A 16,100-nucleotide genomic window follows, 5' to 3' on the forward strand; every position below is an offset into this window, starting at 1 on the left:
CGTTGCTGCCCTTACCAATAAAATTGCACAAAGAGCCGCCGATGCAAAACGCCACACGCTGCACCGGCGGCTTTTATGCCGGAGCGATGCTTCACGCCCTCACCCCGTCCTTATTCATCAGAACTTCGCCGGATTCGCAGAGAGGTACTTCTTGACCATCAATGCGATCTTGAAGATAATGGCATGGTCGAATTCCCGCAGGTCCAGACCAGTCAGCTTCTTGATCTTTTCCAGACGGTACACCAGTGTGTTCCGGTGTACAAACAGCTTTCTGGAAGTTTCAGAAACATTCAGGTTGTTCTCGAAGAACTTCTGAATGGTAAACAGCGTTTCATGATCCAGAGATTCAATGCTGCCCCGCTTGAATACCTCGTGAAGGAACGTTTCACACAGCGTGGTCGGCAGGTGATAGATCAGGCGGGCAATGCCCAAATTCTCATAGCTGACAATCGCCTTGTCGGTATCGAATACCTTGCCGACTTCCAGAGCCATCTGTGCTTCCTTGAACGAACGGGACAGTTCCTTGACACCGGTCACAATGGTACCGATACCCACGTTCACGCGGGTGTAGAACTCGCTGCTCAAAGTATCTGCAATGGAACGGGCAAGCTTTTCCAGATCCTTGGTGTCCACAGCACCCTTGATCTCCTTGACCAGAACAATATCCGATTCGGAAATGGTAAAGACAAAGTCTTTATTCTTATCCGGAAACAGATTCTGAATGACATCGTATGCAGAAACGTCATTTGCCGATACAATGCGTACCAGCAGCACTACGCGGCTGACTTCCGAGTTGAAGTGCAGTTCACGTGCCTTAATGACGATGTCCCCCGGCAGTACGTTGTCCAGTACTACATTCTTGATGAAGTTGTTGCGATCGTACTTTTCATCGTAGTACTGCTTGATATTGAACAGGGAAATTGCCAGAATATTGGCATACTTCGCAGCAGTGTCGTCCATGCCCTCTACAAAGACCGCATACTCCGGCTTTGCACGGGAACCAAACGGCTTATAGGTATAACCGTCGCGGATAAAAATATCATGTACATCACTGAGGTCGAGGGAAACGAACTCATTGGTCGTTCCCACCTTTGTCAGGTCGCTGCAAGCGATGATGGTCGCGGTGTCATCGACAACGCCAACGGTTGCGTCAATGGTATCCCGCATCTGGTGAACCAGTCCTTGAAATAATCTGTTCGACATATGGAACTTCCTTTCCTTTTGTAATCTCGGCTTCCGCCAGTTTTGCGGCCGGCGGGCATATCACAAACTGCATCCACCTGTTCAATATATTACAAATTGTAACACATTGCGAAACGATGTTTGTGAATATGCAGTTAAACTTTATGGGATATTTCGAGTATTGCTACGTTTTTTTGTGCTTTCGCACGATTTTCCATAGAGAATCTATTTTTTTGCTGTAACCTGCTTGTAATCTTTCCCGTTTTTTCCGGCATCTGTCAGCAGGATCACATCTTCTCCGGACAGGTCACCTTCAGGATCCGGAGGGTATTGGCAACGCCCTGACGAGCCGCCTCACAGAGCAGCAGACGTGCCTGCTTCAGTTCCGGCGTTTCCGCATACTTGATACTGCACACGTCATAAAACTTGTGGAACAGAGTCGCCAGCTCGGTAGCATACTTAGTGACCTTGGACGGGTCATATGCCTTGGCAGCAGCGTCCAGTTCCGACGGCAGTGCTGCCAGATGCCGGATCAGTTCCAGTTCCTGTGGCTGTGTCAGCAGGGACAGGTTGCTGTGGTCGCACTGTTCCAGTGTCAGTCCTTCCTCTGCCATGGCACGCAGCAGGCTGCAAATGCGGGCATGGGCATACTGTACATAGTATACCGGATTCTGCGAGGACTGCTCCACAGCCAGATCCAAGTCAAATTCAAAATGAGAATTTGCCTCTCTGGTGTTGAAGAAGAAACGGGCTGCGTCCAGCGGAATTTCGTCCAGCAGAGTGACCAGTGTGATCGCCTTGCCGCTACGTTTGGAAAGCTTGACCACTTCGCCGTCACGCATCAGCATGACCATCTGCATCAGCACCACGTCCAGACGGGCTGCATCTGCACCCAGTGCTGTCAGGGCTGCTTTCAGACGAGGCACATAGCCGTGGTGGTCTGCACCCAGAATGTCAATTGCCTTGTCAAACTTCCGCACCATCAGCTTATTATAGTGGTAAGCAATGTCCGGTACCACATAAGTGGGGATCCCGTTGGCACGTACCAGCACGAAGTCCTTGTCCGCACCGAAATCCGTTGCCTTGAACCAGACGGCACCCTCCTGCTCATAGGTATAGCCACGCTTGGTCAGTTCGTCTACCACCCACTTTACCTGTCCATTCTGATGCAGGGTGCTTTCGCGGAACCAGTTGTCATAGACAATGCGGTACTTCTTCAGATCCCGTTCCAGACCGGCGATGTTCTTCGGCAGTGCAAATGCCACCAGTGCGTCCCGTCTGGTCTTGGCATCGGTGTTGACATACTTGTCACCGTTTTCAGCGATAAAGTTTTCCGCATGCTCTGTAATGTCTGCCCCGTGATAGGCATCTTCCGGCATTTCCACAGAGGGGTCAAAGTGCTGGAGATACCGCACCTCCAGAGAAGTGGCAAACTTTTCGATCTGGTTGCCGGCATCATTGACATAGAATTCCCGCTGTACGTCCCAGCCTGTCCACGCCAGAATCTCTGCAAGGCTGTCGCCCAGTGCACCGCCGCGGGCATTGCCCACGTGCATCGGTCCGGTGGGGTTCGCGGAAACGAATTCCACCAGTGCCCGTTTTCCGGCACCGGTCTGCGTCTTACCGTAATTTTCTTTTTCCGTGAGGACAGTTTCCGTGACATCGGCAAACCACTTCTGCTGGAGGAAGAAGTTCATAAAGCCCGGACCTGCGATCTCTGCCCGTGCAAAGATCGTGCCGTTCAGCGAAATAGCCTCCAGAAGCAGCTCCGCAATTTTCCGCGGTGCCATGCGGAAGGTCTTTGCACTGACCATTGCCACATTTGCCGCAAAGTCCCCGTGGGACTTATCTGCCGGAATCTCTACCCGAAACGCCGGGATCGGTTCTGCCGGAAGCTTTCCCTCGCCTACGAGCCGTCCCAGTCCCTCCACCAGAATCTGGTGCAGAGCCTCGGAGGCACTCTTCATACAATCTGCCATAGTTTACTTTGTTCCTTTCGTATTCTCCTGCGGTTCCTGCCGTTTCCAGTGAATGGTGATCGTGTTTTCCGACAGAAAATTTGCATTCATATCAATAATGTATTCCATTTCCACAGAACCGGAGGATTCCTCCAGTTCGCAGAGCAGCCGCTTCGCCTGTACGCCGATAGTCATTGCCCCGTATGGAGTCTGATACAGGCAGAAGTGCTTTCTGCCGGTTTCCAGCGTCAGGTTGGAATTTGCCGTGCCGGTGCGTAAGATCGTCACCAGTGACTCGTTCGCCACCTGTATGGTGGTCGTCGAGCCGGCAAAGCCCGTTGCGTCTGTATCTTCATAGGACAACTGCAACGTGTCGTCCCGCATCTCACAGGTACCGGTGGTCATCAGTTCGGTTTCTTCGTCACCGTCCGGTGTGATCTGCCGTGTTTTCATGGTAATCAGAACAGATTCCAAAAATACCTGCTCCCTTCTTAGAAATTGCAGCGGAACACCTTTCCCACCACATTCCGGTGCAGAAAATGTCCTGCATTTTCAATGAACATCTCCGTGCTGTCGCTGACATAATAGGTGTTTTCGCCGGCAGTCTGCCGGTCTGTCAGCAGATCCTGTTCTTCCAAACAGCGGCGGGCATACTTTGCCGCCTCCGCTCCGGAGGAGATCAGCTGCACATCCGGTCCCATATAATCCGCGATGATGTCACGGATCACCGGATAATGGGTGCAACCCAAGATCAGGGTATCCACGCCGGCTTTCCGCACCGGTTCCAGATACTCCTCTGCCACCAGCCGTGTCACCGGATTGTGAAAATCGGTATAGCCGTTTTCCACCAGATGCACGAACAGCGGACAAGCCTGCCCGAATGCTGTCATTTCCGGATGCAGCTTCTGAATCGCCTTTTCATAGCTGCCGCTGCGAATGGTCGCCGGTGTTCCGATGATGCCGATCCTGCCGTTGCGTGTCACTTCGCAGGCAGTCCTTGCCGCCGGAAGCACCACGCCGGTAAACGGCATATCTGTTACAAAAGGCTGGTCGCCTACAATAGAGCTGACTGTACCGCAGGCGGCAATGATCATTTTCACGGCATACTGCCGCAGGAACGCCACGTCCTCCTTGGCATAGCGGAGCACTGTTTCCGGACTGCGGCTGCCGTAGGGAATGCGGGCGGTGTCGCCGAAATAGATAATATTTTCATGGGGCAGAATGGCGTTCAGTTCTTTCACTGCCGTCAGACCGCCCATACCGGAATCAAAAACGCCGATTGCATCATTTTTCATGGTGTCATCTCTGCTGCTCTTTGTCCGGAGCAGCATCTCCTTTCCTTAACGACTCTAAGGCAACCCTGCACAAGCTTTGTGCGGTGTTGCCCTAACTATATTCAGGTTATCGTTCAGGTTCTTGCAGCGTTTTCCATTGCCTGCTCAATGAGTTTATCTACCAGATATTCCTGCTTCATGCCCAGATGTTCCATCAGCTTCGGATACATGCTGATGCTGGTGAAGCCCGGCAGCGTGTTGATCTCGTTCAGAATGATGCTGCCGTCTTTGGAGAGGAAGAAGTCCACGCGGGACAGTCCCTTACAGCCCAGTGCCTGATATGCCCGCAGAGCAGTTTCCCGAATCCGGTCAGATTCCTGATCGGTGATCCGTGCCGGAATGTACAGTTTGGAGGAACCGTTGACATACTTGTCATCGTAGTCGTAGAATTCCGCAGCCGGTTCGATCTCGCCCACATAAGAAGCAATGGGAGCATCGTAGCCGAACACAGCCACTTCCAGCTCTCTGCCGTCGATGAATTCTTCGATGATGACTTTTTCATCATGGGTGAATGCGATCTGCACCGCATCTTTCAGGGATTCCAGATCGGTCGCCTTGCTGACACCTACAGAGGAGCCTGCATTTGCCGGCTTGACGAACAGCGGGAAGCCCAGTGTTTCCGCAATGGCAACACACTTTTCGTTCAGCTTGTTCAGGTCACGCTGGTGTACGCTTGCCCACTTGGCAGTCTGAATGCCGTTGTAGTCCAGCACCGTATGGGTCATGCCCTTATCCATGCACACAGCACTGCTCAGAACGCCGCAGCCCACATAGGGGATTCTTGCCATTTCCATGATGCCCTGTAATCTGCCGTCCTCGCCGTTTCTGCCGTGCAGCACCGGAAAGACCACGTCTACCTTTTTTATATAAGTTTCCCCGTTTTCAATGGTGACGATGCCGCCGTGCAACGGATCCGGAGAGAGGATCGCCGCGGTGCAGTCCGGATTCTGTTCCCATGCACCAGTAGAGATCTCCGAAACGTCGCCGGGAAAATAGAGCCAGCGGCCTTTCTTGGTGATACCGATGCACAGTACCTCATACTTTTCTTTCGGAATGCTGCGAATGACGTTCTCCGCGGAAACCAGCGAAACATCATGCTCACTGGATACGCCGCCGAACAAAACGGCTACTCTGATTTTTGCCATGTGTCTATACTCCTTTATGATTTGTGAGAGCCTGCTTCGCAAAAGCAAAGCGAACCCAAATCCTGTCGCTGCAAGAACCGGTGTCATGCCGGATACTATTATATATCCGGATACAGCGGACTTTAGAACTGATCTGCCGCCAAATTCTGTATACAAAACCGGCAAAACAGACAGCAGCGAAGATTTCTCATCCTCTATTTTATCATAATCTACAAAAATCTGCAAGGGGTTTTCAAAAAAAAGCTGTCCCGAATCCGTTTTTTTCTCAAAAAAGGAATTTTTTTTGAGAAAAGCCTTGACAGAAAACCGAAAATGTGCTATACTGGAATCACCTCATTGCATGAGGCTTATTTTTTGCACAAATTCCGGACTTGCTGTCCGGTTTGCTGCGAAAACCCTCATGCGGATTCTGAGGGAGGCAAAAGAACCGGAAGACTGCTGATGACAGCAGGAGAGCCGGCTTCCGCATATCGGAAGAAGTAAACGAGCAGGAGGTGCCGATCATGAGAGTGAAAGTAACACTGGCTTGCACAGAATGCAAGCGTCGCAACTATGTTACCAAGAAGAACAAGCGGAACAATCCGGACCGGATTGAAATGAACAAACACTGCAAGTTCTGCCGGAAGCATACGCTGCACAGAGAGACAAAGTAATGGGGGTCCGAGGCAATGGCTGATAAGGAAAAAAACGCCGGGCAGGAAGCTGCTGTAAAGAAGGCGAACAAAGCAGCATCCGCAGACTCCAAAAAATCCGGCAAAAACAAAAAAGGCGATAAGGAAAAGAAGGGCTTCTTCTCCCGCATTGCCGGCTGGTTCAACGATCTGAAGAAGGAATTCAAAAAGGTCGTTTGGCCGGATCGCAAGAAGGTTTTCAACAACACGCTGGTCGTAGTCGTTGTTGTTGTCATCGGTTCTGTGCTGGTAGGTCTGATCGATTCCGGTCTGCTGAAGCTGATGCAGTTCCTGATGGGACTTTCTAACTAATTTCGTGACCAGAACAAGGAGGATTTCGTATGTCAGAGGCAGCTAAATGGTACATCATTCACACTTATTCCGGCTATGAGAACAAGGTCAAGCAGGACATTGAAAAGGTGGTTGAAAACCGGAAGCTTCATGACCTTATCCTAGAAGTTCAGGTCCCCACCGAAACGGTGACAGAAATCACAGACGGAAAAACAAAAGAACTGGAACGTAAGCTGTTTCCGGGCTATGTCTTTCTGAAAATGGTTTACACAGATGATACATGGCATGTGGTAAAAAATATCCGCGGTGCCACCGGTTTTGTCGGTCCCGGCTCTGAGCCCACTCCCCTCTCCGAGGAAGAAGTGGCAAAGATGGGCGTTGACATCGGCGGCAACATCGAAGTGAACTACGCTGTCGGTGATACCGTAACGATCTCCGGAACCGCTATGGACGGCTTCTCCGGCGTGGTACAGGCCATTCATCTGGAAGACGGTACAGTTGATGTGCTGATCTCAATGTTCGGTCGTGAAACTGCCGCAACATTGCAGCTCAATCAGGTGATCCGTCAGGACGATTAATTGCAAACATGCAAAAACAATTCGGAACCGCCCGCGGTTCCGGTGGGAGAGATGTGACAGCATCTCGCCATTAACCACAATATGGAGGTGTGCAGTATGGCACAGAAGGTAACAGGTTTTATTAAGCTTCAGATTCCCGCAGGTAAAGCAACACCTGCTCCTCCGGTTGGCCCGGCACTGGGTCAGCACGGTGTAAATATTATGGCGTTCACAAAGGAATTCAACGAACGTACAAAGAATGACATCGGTATGATTATTCCGGTTGTCATCACTGTATACGCAGACCGTTCGTTTACCTTTATCACCAAGACTCCGCCGGCTGCTGTTCTGATCAAGAAGGCTTGCGGAATCGACACTGCTTCCGGTGAGCCGAACAAGAACAAGGTCGCAAACATCACCAAGGAACAGGTACAGAAGATCGCAGAACAGAAGATGCCGGACCTGAACGCTGGTTCTCTGGAAGCTGCTATGAGCATGATCGCTGGTACTGCCCGTTCGATGGGTATCGTTGTCGTTGACTAACGGGAGCCGAACGTCGGTGGGAGGAAATTTCCGCTAACCGGATCTGCGAGAAAGCAATCCGGTACTACCACTACACTAGGAGGATTAAAATATCATGAAACACGGAAAAAAATATAATGACAGCCGCAAGGCTGTAGATAGTGCAAAGCAGTACGCTTCTGAAGAAGCACTGTCTTTGGTTTGCACAAATGCAAAGGCTAAGTTCGATGAAACCATCGAAGCTCACATTCGTCTGGGCGTTGACTCCCGTCACGCAGACCAGCAGGTTCGTGGTGCAGTTGTACTGCCGAACGGCACTGGTAAGAAGGTTCGCGTTTGCGTATTCTGCAAGGAAAACAAGTACGAAGCAGCACAGGCTGCCGGTGCAGACTATGTCGGCGGTCAGGATCTGGTAGACAAGATCACCAAGGAAAACTGGATGGACTTTGACGTAGTTATCGCTTCTCCGGACATGATGGGTCTGGTTGGTCGTCTGGGTAAGGTCCTCGGTCCCCGCGGCTTGATGCCGAACCCGAAGGCTGGTACCGTAACACCGGACGTTGCTAAGGCAGTTACCGAAGCAAAGGCTGGTAAGATCGAGTATCGTCTGGACAAGACCAACATCATTCACTGCCCGATCGGCAAGGCTTCTTTCGGTGCAGATAAGCTGACTCAGAACTTCGAAACTCTGATGGAAGCAATCGTCAAGGCAAAGCCGGCTGCAGCAAAGGGTACCTACCTGAAGTCCTGCGTCGTTACTTCTACCATGGGCGTTGGCGTAAGAGTTGCTACCAGCAAGTATGGTGTCTGAGTGCTCTCTTTGAGAATCTCAAAGTTTTTTGCAATTTCTTCCCTGCTGTCGTTTCCGGCGGCAGGGATTTTTGCGTTTCATCTGCATCTCGAAAAAAATTTTGATTTTTTTGCAAAAAAGGCTTGACAAGCACCGAAGGATGTGCTATACTGTAATAGTTGTCAAACAACAATATCGTATTCTAAAGACAGTTGGTGGCGTAAGCCGTAAGTCCAACCGAGGAATGTGCAATGACCTGTGAAATACAGTGCACGGTTCCCTGTCGAATCGTGCTTTTTTATTGCGATTTCTGATACGATACATGATCTATCGGAGGTGAAATCTCATGGCAAGTGAAAAGATTTTGGAAAGCAAGAAGGCTAAGGTCGCTGCTCTGACAGAAATGCTGCAGGACAGTGTATCTTTCGTTCTGGTAGACTACAAGGGCATCAGCGTAGAAGATGACACCAAGCTGCGTAAGGAACTGCGTGAAGCTGGCGTACACTATGTAGTTGAAAAGAACTCCATGCTGCGTTTTGCATTCAAGAACATGGGCATCGATGCATTTGACGAAGTTCTGCACGGTACAACTGCTGTTGCACTGTCCAAGGACGATCAGACTGCTCCGGCTCGCGTACTGGGCAAGTTCGCTGCAGATCACGAAGACTTCTTCAATCTGAAGGCTGGTTACGTAGAAGGCGTTGCTTATGACGCTTCCGGCGTAGAAAAGCTGTCCAAGATTCCGTCAAAGGAAGTTCTGCTGGCACAGCTGGTTGGTTCCCTGCAGGGTCCGATCCAGAAGCTGGCTGCTACACTGCAGGCAGTTGTGGACAGCAAGTCCGAAGATACTGCTGCATAAGTATCGCAGAGATTTTGACTCTGCAAAATGTTTTATTTAATTGTTAAAGGAGATTATTATCATGGCATCTGAAAAGGTTTTGAAGTTCGTTGAAGATATCAAGGAACTGTCTGTTCTGGAACTGGCTGAACTGGTTGACGCAATTCAGGAAGAATTCGGTGTAACTGCTGCTGTTGCAGCTGCTCCGGCTGCTGGCGGTGCTGCTGGTGCAGCTGAAGCTGAAAAGACTGAATTCGACGTTGTTATGACTTCCTTCGGCGACGCTAAGATGGCTGTCATCAAGGCTGCTAAGGAAGTTCTGGGTCTGGGTCTGAAGGAAGCTAAGACTCTGGTAGAGTCTGCTCCGGCTACTCTGAAGGAAGCTTGCCCGAAGGCTGACGCTGAAGCTCTGAAGGCTAAGCTGGAAGAAGCTGGTGCAACCATCGAACTGAAGTAAGTTTTTTCTGACATTTCTTCGTTTCATAAAAAGCGGGGACATCTCCATGTGAGGTGTCCCCGCTTTTTTGTTGCTTTCAAAGCGTAAAGTGCAGCACTACCATGAGGATCACCCCCGGCACGCCCAGCACCCCTGCCTGTACCAGATGCAGCAGATTCAATGCGGGAGAAAATCCGAAGAATCCCCCGCCGTAGTGCACCAGCAGCAATGCCAGAAAGCCGCTTCCGACTCCTGCCAGCATTGACAAAATCTTTCGCTTTCGCCGGAGATAATAGCATAGCATGCAAATTCCCAACACAGCCCAGATTCCCCAGAATACCACTTCTTCCATCTTTCTTCTCCTTTTATGTGAGCAAATACGCCAGAGCCATTAGCAATTTCTTGTCACAGCCGTCCCAGCCGCCGTCTTTATACAGCATGACCATCATGGCGAGAATCAGCATGGTGTCACCGTCCAGTCCGGACAAGAGTCCCGTGGGGCGAAACTGTGCCAGATTTCCCAGCAGCGGCATACCAGTCTGCGGCGGCGGTGTTTTTTTCTGCGGCGGCTCCTCCGGCGGATAGTCCGCATAGGGAGAGGGTTCCTGCTGTTTGCCGAAATACACTCGCTTCTGCATTTCCCTGGCACGCCGTGCCGCCTCCCGCCGCATTACGTTCTGCTCCTGTTGAGAAAACTGTGCCATGTGATTCCCTCCTCTCCTGCCAAAACCTGTTTCCTTTTAAGGCAATACCGTACAAAGATTGTGCGACAGATGCGTCGTCAAATTTTTCGTCAGATGAAACAAAAAGCGGAGTGAATACTTGATGTATTCACGAGCATTTTTGTGAAATATGACGGGAAATTTGCAAGCAGATGGCGTGCAAAGTCGCCAGACGCTCTTTGTGCGGGATTGCCTTATAGCAGATCCTGTAGCAGTCCGTTTTCCCGCACCGCACTGAATACCGCGTATAATTTCATCAGTTTCACCGCCTGATCCAGCTTTTTCTGCCGCTGATCTTTCAGGTGCGGACGCAGTGCCAGCAGCAGCTTCGCATCTTCATCGTTGTTCTGCATGGCTCCCATCAGTTCCTGGATCCGCAGCAGCATGTTGATGTCAAAGCCGCCGCTTTCGCCGGATTCCGTCTTTTCCGCAGAAGCCTGCTGTTCCTGGGAATCCCCGCCGGTTTCCTGCTGGAGCATCTGTGCCAGTTCCTGTAACTGCTGTACACTCTCCGGATCGGACAGAATGGCTCCCATTTTTCCCAACATATCGTCCACACGTTTTCACCGCCCTTCATGTACCGGCAGCCGAAGCTGCCTAAGGAAATGCTAAAACTTACTTTCCGGAAAGTTTCTGATACAGTGCCTTTGCCTGCGGGGAACTGATGAGCTTTTCCACCATTTTCGGATTCTGCATCACCTTTTGTAGCATGGCAGAATCTTTCTGGCTCATGTTCTTCAGCACCTTGTCATACTTGCCGGACTCCAACTCGCTTTTCAGCTGTTCCGGCGGTACGCCCAGCTTTTTGCTTGCTGCCTGCAACAACTGATCGACCTGCTTCGGGTTCAGATTCTTGCGTTCCATAACCTCGCTCCTTTCGGCGTTCGCTCTGCATACGGGAAGAATCCGTATGCAGGGCAGGCTTACAAAACTTTTCAAAAAAATGTTGTCATCTCTCCGAAATTGTGTTATAATAAAGGGTAAAGGCAACATACTGCCTGAATTTTTCTTGGAGGTATCCTATGCGAATTATCGTCATTTCTGATACACATCAATATTACCGGAATTTTGAAACGATCGTGCTTCGCAATCCCGATGCGGATATGTTTCTGCATCTGGGCGACGGCGAAAGCGAATACCAGCTGCTCTGCCGGAACATGCCCGAAGTGGCAGACAAATTTCGCTATGTCAAGGGCAACTGCGACTACGGCAGCGATGCTCCTCTGACGGAACTGATCGACGTTGCACCGAATCACCGCATTCTTGCCACCCACGGACACCGCTACCGTGTCAACTCCACGCTGGACTATCTGGAACAGGAGGCTCTGGAAAACGGCTGCGATGTTGCACTCTACGGACACACCCACGAATCCAGATGCACCTATGAAAACGGCATCTACGTGATGAACCCCGGCAGTGCCTCCTGCCCCAGAGATGGCAACCCGCCGTCTTATGGTGTGCTGGAAATCACCAGTGCCGGCATCATGACCAACGTGGTATTTCTGACACCAAAAACAATGTTCTAACGGCTTGCGGATTGCCTTGCCTATACCCAGCATATGCTGTAAAATGAAATCCGTGCATCACTTCCCTGACAAAGGAGCTTTTTCATGAAATCAGTGACCCTTCGCCGCCCTGCTCTGCGGGAGGAACTCCGCCGGTATCTGCTGGCATTCCTGCTGGGCTTCGGCAGCCTGCTGGTGGTGATCCTGCCGATCATCATCGCAGACGGCGGCTATTACATCTACTATGGCGACTACAATTCGCAGCAGATCCCCTTTTACAATCTGGCAAATGATGCCGTTCGCAGCGGCAGCTTCGGCTGGAACTGGTACACCGACCTTGGTGTCAACTTCATCGGTTCCTATGCCTTTTATCTGCTGGGCAGTCCCTTTTTCTGGCTGACCACCATTCTCCCCCGCAGCTGGGTAACATTTGCCATGCCGGTGCTGCTGTGCATGAAACACGGCATCGCCTCTCTGACGGCATACGCCTATATCCGGCGGTTTGTACGCAGTCCTCACGCTGCCATGATCGGCGGCCTGCTGTATGCCTTTTCCGGCTTCCAGCTGTTCAACATTTTCTTCAACCACTTTCAGGACGTGACCGCGTTTTTTCCGTTGCTGCTGATTGCCATGGAAGAACTGGTCAACCAGAACCGCCGCGGCGTGTTTGCCCTTTCGGTGGCACTGCTGGCGGCGATCAACTACTTTTTCTTTACCGGACAAGTGGTCTTTCTGGTGCTGTACTTCATCGTGCGGTGCTTCTCGAAGGATTTCCACGCATCGCTGAAAAAGTTTTTCCTCGTTCTGCTGGAGGCAGTCATTGGCGTGATGATCGCCTGTGTCATTCTGCTGCCGTCGGCTCTGGCAATTCTGGCAAACAATCGGGTTTCCGAGCATCTGTTCGGCATGGACATGGTGGCTTACAGCGACCGCACCCGTATCTGGCGAATCCTGTTGAGCCTGTTCCTGATTCCCGACGTGCCGGCTCGCCCGAACCTGTTCTCCTCCGACTTCGGAAAATGGGCTTCTATCGGCGGATACCTGCCCATGTTCTCCATGGCAGGCGTACTGGCATTCCTCAAGCAGCGTGACGGGCACTGGGCAAAACGCATCACTGTGATCTGTGCAGTCTGTGCCTGTGTGCCAATCCTGAACAGTGCATTCTATGCACTGAACGGTTCGTATTATGCACGCTGGTTCTACATGCCCATTCTGATTCTCGCCCTGATGACTGCCTACAGCCTGGACAACCGGCAGATCGACTGGAAATACGGTTTCCGCATCTGCTTTATCTTCTTTGCCGCATTTGCAGCGATCTCCCTGCTGCCCACCAAGGAGGACGATGAAATTCACTGGTTCTCCTTTGCGGAATATCCGTTCCACTTCTACTTGGTGCTGCTGATCTGCACTGCTGGTCTGGCGACTTCCATTTACCTGCTCCGCTGCCGGAAAAAGCACAAGCCATTCCTCAAACAGGCAATGGCTCTGACTACCGGCTTCTGCGTGGCATGCACCATGGCAGTGGTTTACTTCGGAGCATTTGAACCCTCCCGTGCCCGCACTTACGTCGATCAGGCAATCGATCCGGAACAGGAGATCTCCCTTTCTGTATCAGAGGACAACTTCTTCCGCATCGACATTTCGGAAAACTGCGACAACTACCCCATGCTGTGGAAGCTGCCCAGCATGCGGACGTTCCACAGTGTCGTTCCGGCATCGATCATGGACTTCTACAAGGAACTGGGTATCACCCGTGATGTTGCCTCCCGTGCAGACACTTCCTACTACGCTCTGCGGGGACTGCTTTCTGTAGAATATTACTACCAGCAGCAGGAAATCGGCAAGATCACTGCCGACACGCCTACCTGCGACCTGCCGGGCTTTGTCTATGACACCACAGAAAACGGATTCTACCGGTTTAAAAATACCGCCTATGTGCCGATGGGCTTCACCTTTGACTACTACCTTTCCAAGGGCATGTGGGACGGCACCTCTACTTCTTACCGCACCAATCTGCTCATGCGTGCACTGATACTCTCTAACAAGCAAATTGAAAAATACGGCAGCTATATGCAGCCCATTTCTAACAACAATGTGCAGATGACGGAAGAAGAATACTTGCAGGAATGCAGCAACCGTGCCGCATCTGCCTGCGATTCGTTCCGCTATGATTCCAGCGGCTTTACTGCAACGATTTCGCTGGAAAGCCCGAATCTGGTCTTTTTCAGCGTCCCCTATGACGAGGGCTGGACAGCCACAGTCAACGGCAAGCCCGCAGACGTGGAAGAAGTGGACAACGGCTTTATGGCGGTAGCGGCAGAAGCCGGTGACAATACCATTGCGTTCCACTACACAACACCCGGTCTGCACGCTGGTGCGGCACTGACTGCCGGCGGCGTTATCCTGTTTGCCGCATACATGCTGATCTGCTGGAAAATGGGAATCCGCCGCAAAACGGAACGCATCTGCTGTGCAGACTATCCGGTTTCCGCAGAAGAGGAGATCCTGCCGGAACTGACTGCACCTGATGACAACACGGAAGCACAAACCACAACGCCTGCCGAAGACAACACCGGCACAGAAGAAACTTCATAAAGGAAACACAAGCTTTATGCAGTGTTTCCGAAAGGCAATACCGCACAAAGAGCGTCTGACGAAAAATTTGACGACGCATCTGTCGCACAATCTTTGTGCGGTATTGCCTAAACAAAAAAAGTGGAGGTATACAACATGCACTTACAGGAAAAAACAACCGGAAGCGAGAAGACCTATCAGGGCAAAGTTTTCTACGTGACGCGGGACACAGCGGAACTGGAGGACGGCAAGGAGGTACAGCGTGATGTGGTACACCACTCCGGCGGTGTCTGCGTAGTACCCCTGACGGAAAAGGGCACTGTCCTCATGGTAAAGCAGTTCCGCTATCCCATGCAGCAGGTCACACTGGAAATCCCCGCCGGCAAGCTGGAAGCGGGCGAAGATCCGGCAAACTGCGGCAGACGGGAACTGCGGGAGGAAGCCGGCAGAACCTGCGGAAAATATACTCCGCTGGGAAAACTCTTTCCCACACCGGCATATGATACAGAGGTCATTCACATGTATCTGGCACAGGAGCTCTCGGCTCCGGAAGCACAGGATCTGGACGACGGAGAATTTCTGGACGTGACGGAGCTGCCGCTGGAACAGGCAGTGCAAATGGTCATGGACGGTGAGATCCCCGATGCCAAAACACAGATTGCCCTGCTGAAAACTTACGTGCTGCTGCAAAAGGAACAGTAAGTTTCAGATATTGCACCGCATGCCGTCAGGCGGGCTTTGTGCAGAGTTTCTTTAGGGCAACACCGCACAAAGCTTGTGCGTAAGGTGCGTTGTCAGATTTTTCGGCAGATTGCCCAGAAATTCCGCAGACATACTGCCGTATGGCAAGGGATTTCTGGGCAATATGACGGAAAATCTGCACGCAGATTGCGTGCAAAGCCGTCAGGCGGGCTTTGTGCGGTGTTGCCCTTAGCACACCCTAAACAAAAAAGCCGCCGGAGAGGCAGCTCCGACGACTTTCAGGGTATCTTAGATTGTTATTCCGGAAACTTATACCGCAGCAGGCTGTGCCTCAGGACTTTCCTCCGCAGCTTCTGCCTGTGCTTCGGCTTCCATTAACGCGAGATGCTCGTGATAAGCCTCCAGAATCTCTCGTTCCATCATTTTTCTGGCGGCGGCAGAAATGGGGTGCACAATATCGCGGAATACACCGTTTTCGTCTTTCCGGCTGGGCATTGCCACGAACAGCCGTTCGTCCCCCTGTACGACCTTGATGTCGTGCACGGCGAGCATGTTGTCTACGGTGACAGAAACAACTGCCCGAAGCCGTCCTTCGGTAATGATTCTTCTGATTTTAATATCTGTGATTTCCATGTGATGACCTCCTCCACATACTGCGGGGCTCCGTTCTGTCATTTGGAAAACGGACCATGCTGACTTCAAAGGTAAATTCCGTTTCCAGAGGAACACCGCAGAAATTGAAAATGAATTTTCAATTTCGTAACAAAAAAAAGAGAAACGTCCGTGTTACCACAAACGCTTCTCCTTTGAAGTACGTTACTTATCAGTATACACGATAAATTTGAAAATTGCAAGAAAGAAAAAGGTGATTTT

General features: G+C 51.2%; 20 protein-coding genes and 1 other annotated feature. Of the genes, 10 read left to right on the forward strand and 10 right to left on the reverse strand.

Annotation, left to right across the window (positions count from 1 at the left end; all coding sequences use genetic code 11):
- Nucleotides 1-117: 117 nt before the first annotated feature.
- The 5 genes from DXB92_RS04165 to DXB92_RS04185 all read right to left on the reverse strand — a co-directional run bounded on the left by DXB92_RS04165 (nucleotide 118) and on the right by DXB92_RS04185 (nucleotide 5,619).
- On the reverse strand, nucleotides 118-1,203 hold the full coding sequence (locus DXB92_RS04165; protein ID WP_117732650.1) for a helix-turn-helix domain-containing protein: 1,086 nt from the start codon (nucleotides 1,201-1,203) through the stop codon (nucleotides 118-120).
- A 266-nt stretch (nucleotides 1,204-1,469) separates the two neighbouring features.
- Nucleotides 1,470-3,161: an arginine--tRNA ligase gene (gene argS / locus DXB92_RS04170; RefSeq protein ID WP_021680635.1), complete on the reverse strand. Its 1,692-nt coding sequence runs from the start codon at nucleotides 3,159-3,161 to the stop codon at nucleotides 1,470-1,472.
- 3 nt (nucleotides 3,162-3,164) lie between these two features.
- Nucleotides 3,165-3,614: a DUF1934 domain-containing protein gene (locus tag DXB92_RS04175; RefSeq protein WP_051343589.1), complete on the reverse strand. Its 450-nt coding sequence runs from the start codon at nucleotides 3,612-3,614 to the stop codon at nucleotides 3,165-3,167.
- A 17-nt stretch (nucleotides 3,615-3,631) separates the two neighbouring features.
- Nucleotides 3,632-4,435: a glutamate racemase gene (gene murI, locus DXB92_RS04180; protein ID WP_117732812.1), complete on the reverse strand. Its 804-nt coding sequence runs from the start codon at nucleotides 4,433-4,435 to the stop codon at nucleotides 3,632-3,634.
- A gap of 113 nt (nucleotides 4,436-4,548) precedes the next feature.
- Nucleotides 4,549-5,619, reverse strand: coding sequence for a D-alanine--D-alanine ligase family protein (locus DXB92_RS04185; protein WP_117732652.1), 1,071 nt, complete (start codon nucleotides 5,617-5,619; stop codon nucleotides 4,549-4,551).
- 503 nt (nucleotides 5,620-6,122) lie between these two features.
- On the opposite strand from DXB92_RS04185, the gene rpmG reads away from it, so the two are divergent.
- The 7 genes from rpmG (at nucleotide 6,123) to rplL (ending at nucleotide 9,745) form a co-directional block, all read left to right on the forward strand.
- Complete coding sequence (gene rpmG, locus DXB92_RS04190) at nucleotides 6,123-6,272, forward strand: 50S ribosomal protein L33 (protein ID WP_021680630.1); 150 nt, start codon at nucleotides 6,123-6,125, stop codon at nucleotides 6,270-6,272.
- Nucleotides 6,273-6,287: 15 nt separating this feature from the next.
- Entirely contained in the window at nucleotides 6,288-6,602 is a 315-nt protein-coding gene (secE, locus tag DXB92_RS04195) for a preprotein translocase subunit SecE (protein ID WP_021680629.1), read from the forward strand.
- A 29-nt stretch (nucleotides 6,603-6,631) separates the two neighbouring features.
- Nucleotides 6,632-7,159, forward strand: a complete 528-nt coding sequence (nusG, locus tag DXB92_RS04200; protein ID WP_021680628.1) for a transcription termination/antitermination protein NusG — start codon at nucleotides 6,632-6,634, stop codon at nucleotides 7,157-7,159.
- Between the two features lie 96 nt (nucleotides 7,160-7,255).
- The gene (gene rplK / locus DXB92_RS04205; RefSeq protein ID WP_040646465.1) at nucleotides 7,256-7,681 is read left to right on the forward strand and encodes a 50S ribosomal protein L11; all 426 of its coding nucleotides are present in this window, start codon (nucleotides 7,256-7,258) and stop codon (nucleotides 7,679-7,681) included.
- Between the two features lie 94 nt (nucleotides 7,682-7,775).
- The gene (gene rplA, locus DXB92_RS04210; protein WP_021680626.1) at nucleotides 7,776-8,471 is read left to right on the forward strand and encodes a 50S ribosomal protein L1; all 696 of its coding nucleotides are present in this window, start codon (nucleotides 7,776-7,778) and stop codon (nucleotides 8,469-8,471) included.
- Between the two features lie 163 nt (nucleotides 8,472-8,634).
- Nucleotides 8,635-8,759 (forward strand) — a sequence feature (ribosomal protein L10 leader region).
- Nucleotides 8,760-8,796: 37 nt separating this feature from the next.
- Nucleotides 8,797-9,309, forward strand: a complete 513-nt coding sequence (rplJ, locus tag DXB92_RS04215) for a 50S ribosomal protein L10 (RefSeq protein ID WP_021680624.1) — start codon at nucleotides 8,797-8,799, stop codon at nucleotides 9,307-9,309.
- A gap of 61 nt (nucleotides 9,310-9,370) precedes the next feature.
- On the forward strand, nucleotides 9,371-9,745 hold the full coding sequence (gene rplL / locus DXB92_RS04220) for a 50S ribosomal protein L7/L12 (protein ID WP_117732654.1): 375 nt from the start codon (nucleotides 9,371-9,373) through the stop codon (nucleotides 9,743-9,745).
- Nucleotides 9,746-9,821: 76 nt separating this feature from the next.
- Here the strand turns inward: rplL and DXB92_RS04225 are convergent, their stop codons facing one another.
- From DXB92_RS04225 to DXB92_RS04240, 4 genes are all read right to left on the reverse strand, one after another.
- Nucleotides 9,822-10,076 carry a pro-sigmaK processing inhibitor BofA family protein gene (locus DXB92_RS04225; RefSeq protein WP_021680622.1) on the reverse strand — a complete coding sequence of 85 codons (255 nt, stop codon included), beginning with the start codon at nucleotides 10,074-10,076 and terminating at the stop codon, nucleotides 9,822-9,824.
- A 13-nt stretch (nucleotides 10,077-10,089) separates the two neighbouring features.
- A complete protein-coding gene (locus tag DXB92_RS04230) occupies nucleotides 10,090-10,428 on the reverse strand; it encodes a hypothetical protein (protein WP_117732656.1) in 339 nt (112 codons plus the stop codon).
- A gap of 212 nt (nucleotides 10,429-10,640) precedes the next feature.
- Nucleotides 10,641-11,003, reverse strand: a complete 363-nt coding sequence (locus DXB92_RS04235; protein WP_117732657.1) for a hypothetical protein — start codon at nucleotides 11,001-11,003, stop codon at nucleotides 10,641-10,643.
- Nucleotides 11,004-11,061: 58 nt separating this feature from the next.
- Entirely contained in the window at nucleotides 11,062-11,310 is a 249-nt protein-coding gene (locus DXB92_RS04240) for a hypothetical protein (protein ID WP_040646459.1), read from the reverse strand.
- Between the two features lie 158 nt (nucleotides 11,311-11,468).
- Between DXB92_RS04240 and DXB92_RS04245 the strand changes: the two genes are divergently transcribed.
- The 3 genes from DXB92_RS04245 to DXB92_RS04255 all read left to right on the forward strand — a co-directional run bounded on the left by DXB92_RS04245 (nucleotide 11,469) and on the right by DXB92_RS04255 (nucleotide 15,227).
- Nucleotides 11,469-11,972 (forward strand): metallophosphoesterase, encoded by a 504-nt coding sequence (locus DXB92_RS04245; protein WP_117732659.1) that lies wholly within the window; start codon nucleotides 11,469-11,471, stop codon nucleotides 11,970-11,972.
- An 84-nt stretch (nucleotides 11,973-12,056) separates the two neighbouring features.
- Entirely contained in the window at nucleotides 12,057-14,546 is a 2,490-nt protein-coding gene (locus tag DXB92_RS04250) for a YfhO family protein (RefSeq protein ID WP_117732661.1), read from the forward strand.
- 135 nt (nucleotides 14,547-14,681) lie between these two features.
- Nucleotides 14,682-15,227 carry an NUDIX hydrolase gene (locus DXB92_RS04255; protein WP_117732662.1) on the forward strand — a complete coding sequence of 182 codons (546 nt, stop codon included), beginning with the start codon at nucleotides 14,682-14,684 and terminating at the stop codon, nucleotides 15,225-15,227.
- Between the two features lie 309 nt (nucleotides 15,228-15,536).
- Here DXB92_RS04255 and spoVG read toward each other — a convergent pair whose 3' ends face one another.
- Nucleotides 15,537-15,860, reverse strand: coding sequence for a septation regulator SpoVG (spoVG, locus tag DXB92_RS04260; RefSeq protein WP_021680612.1), 324 nt, complete (start codon nucleotides 15,858-15,860; stop codon nucleotides 15,537-15,539).
- Nucleotides 15,861-16,100: the final 240 nt, after the last annotated feature.

Origin of the sequence: Ruminococcus sp. OM06-36AC (genome assembly GCF_003438725.1) — a bacterium.
Classification (GTDB): domain Bacteria; phylum Bacillota; class Clostridia; order Oscillospirales; family Ruminococcaceae; genus Ruminococcus_C; species Ruminococcus_C callidus.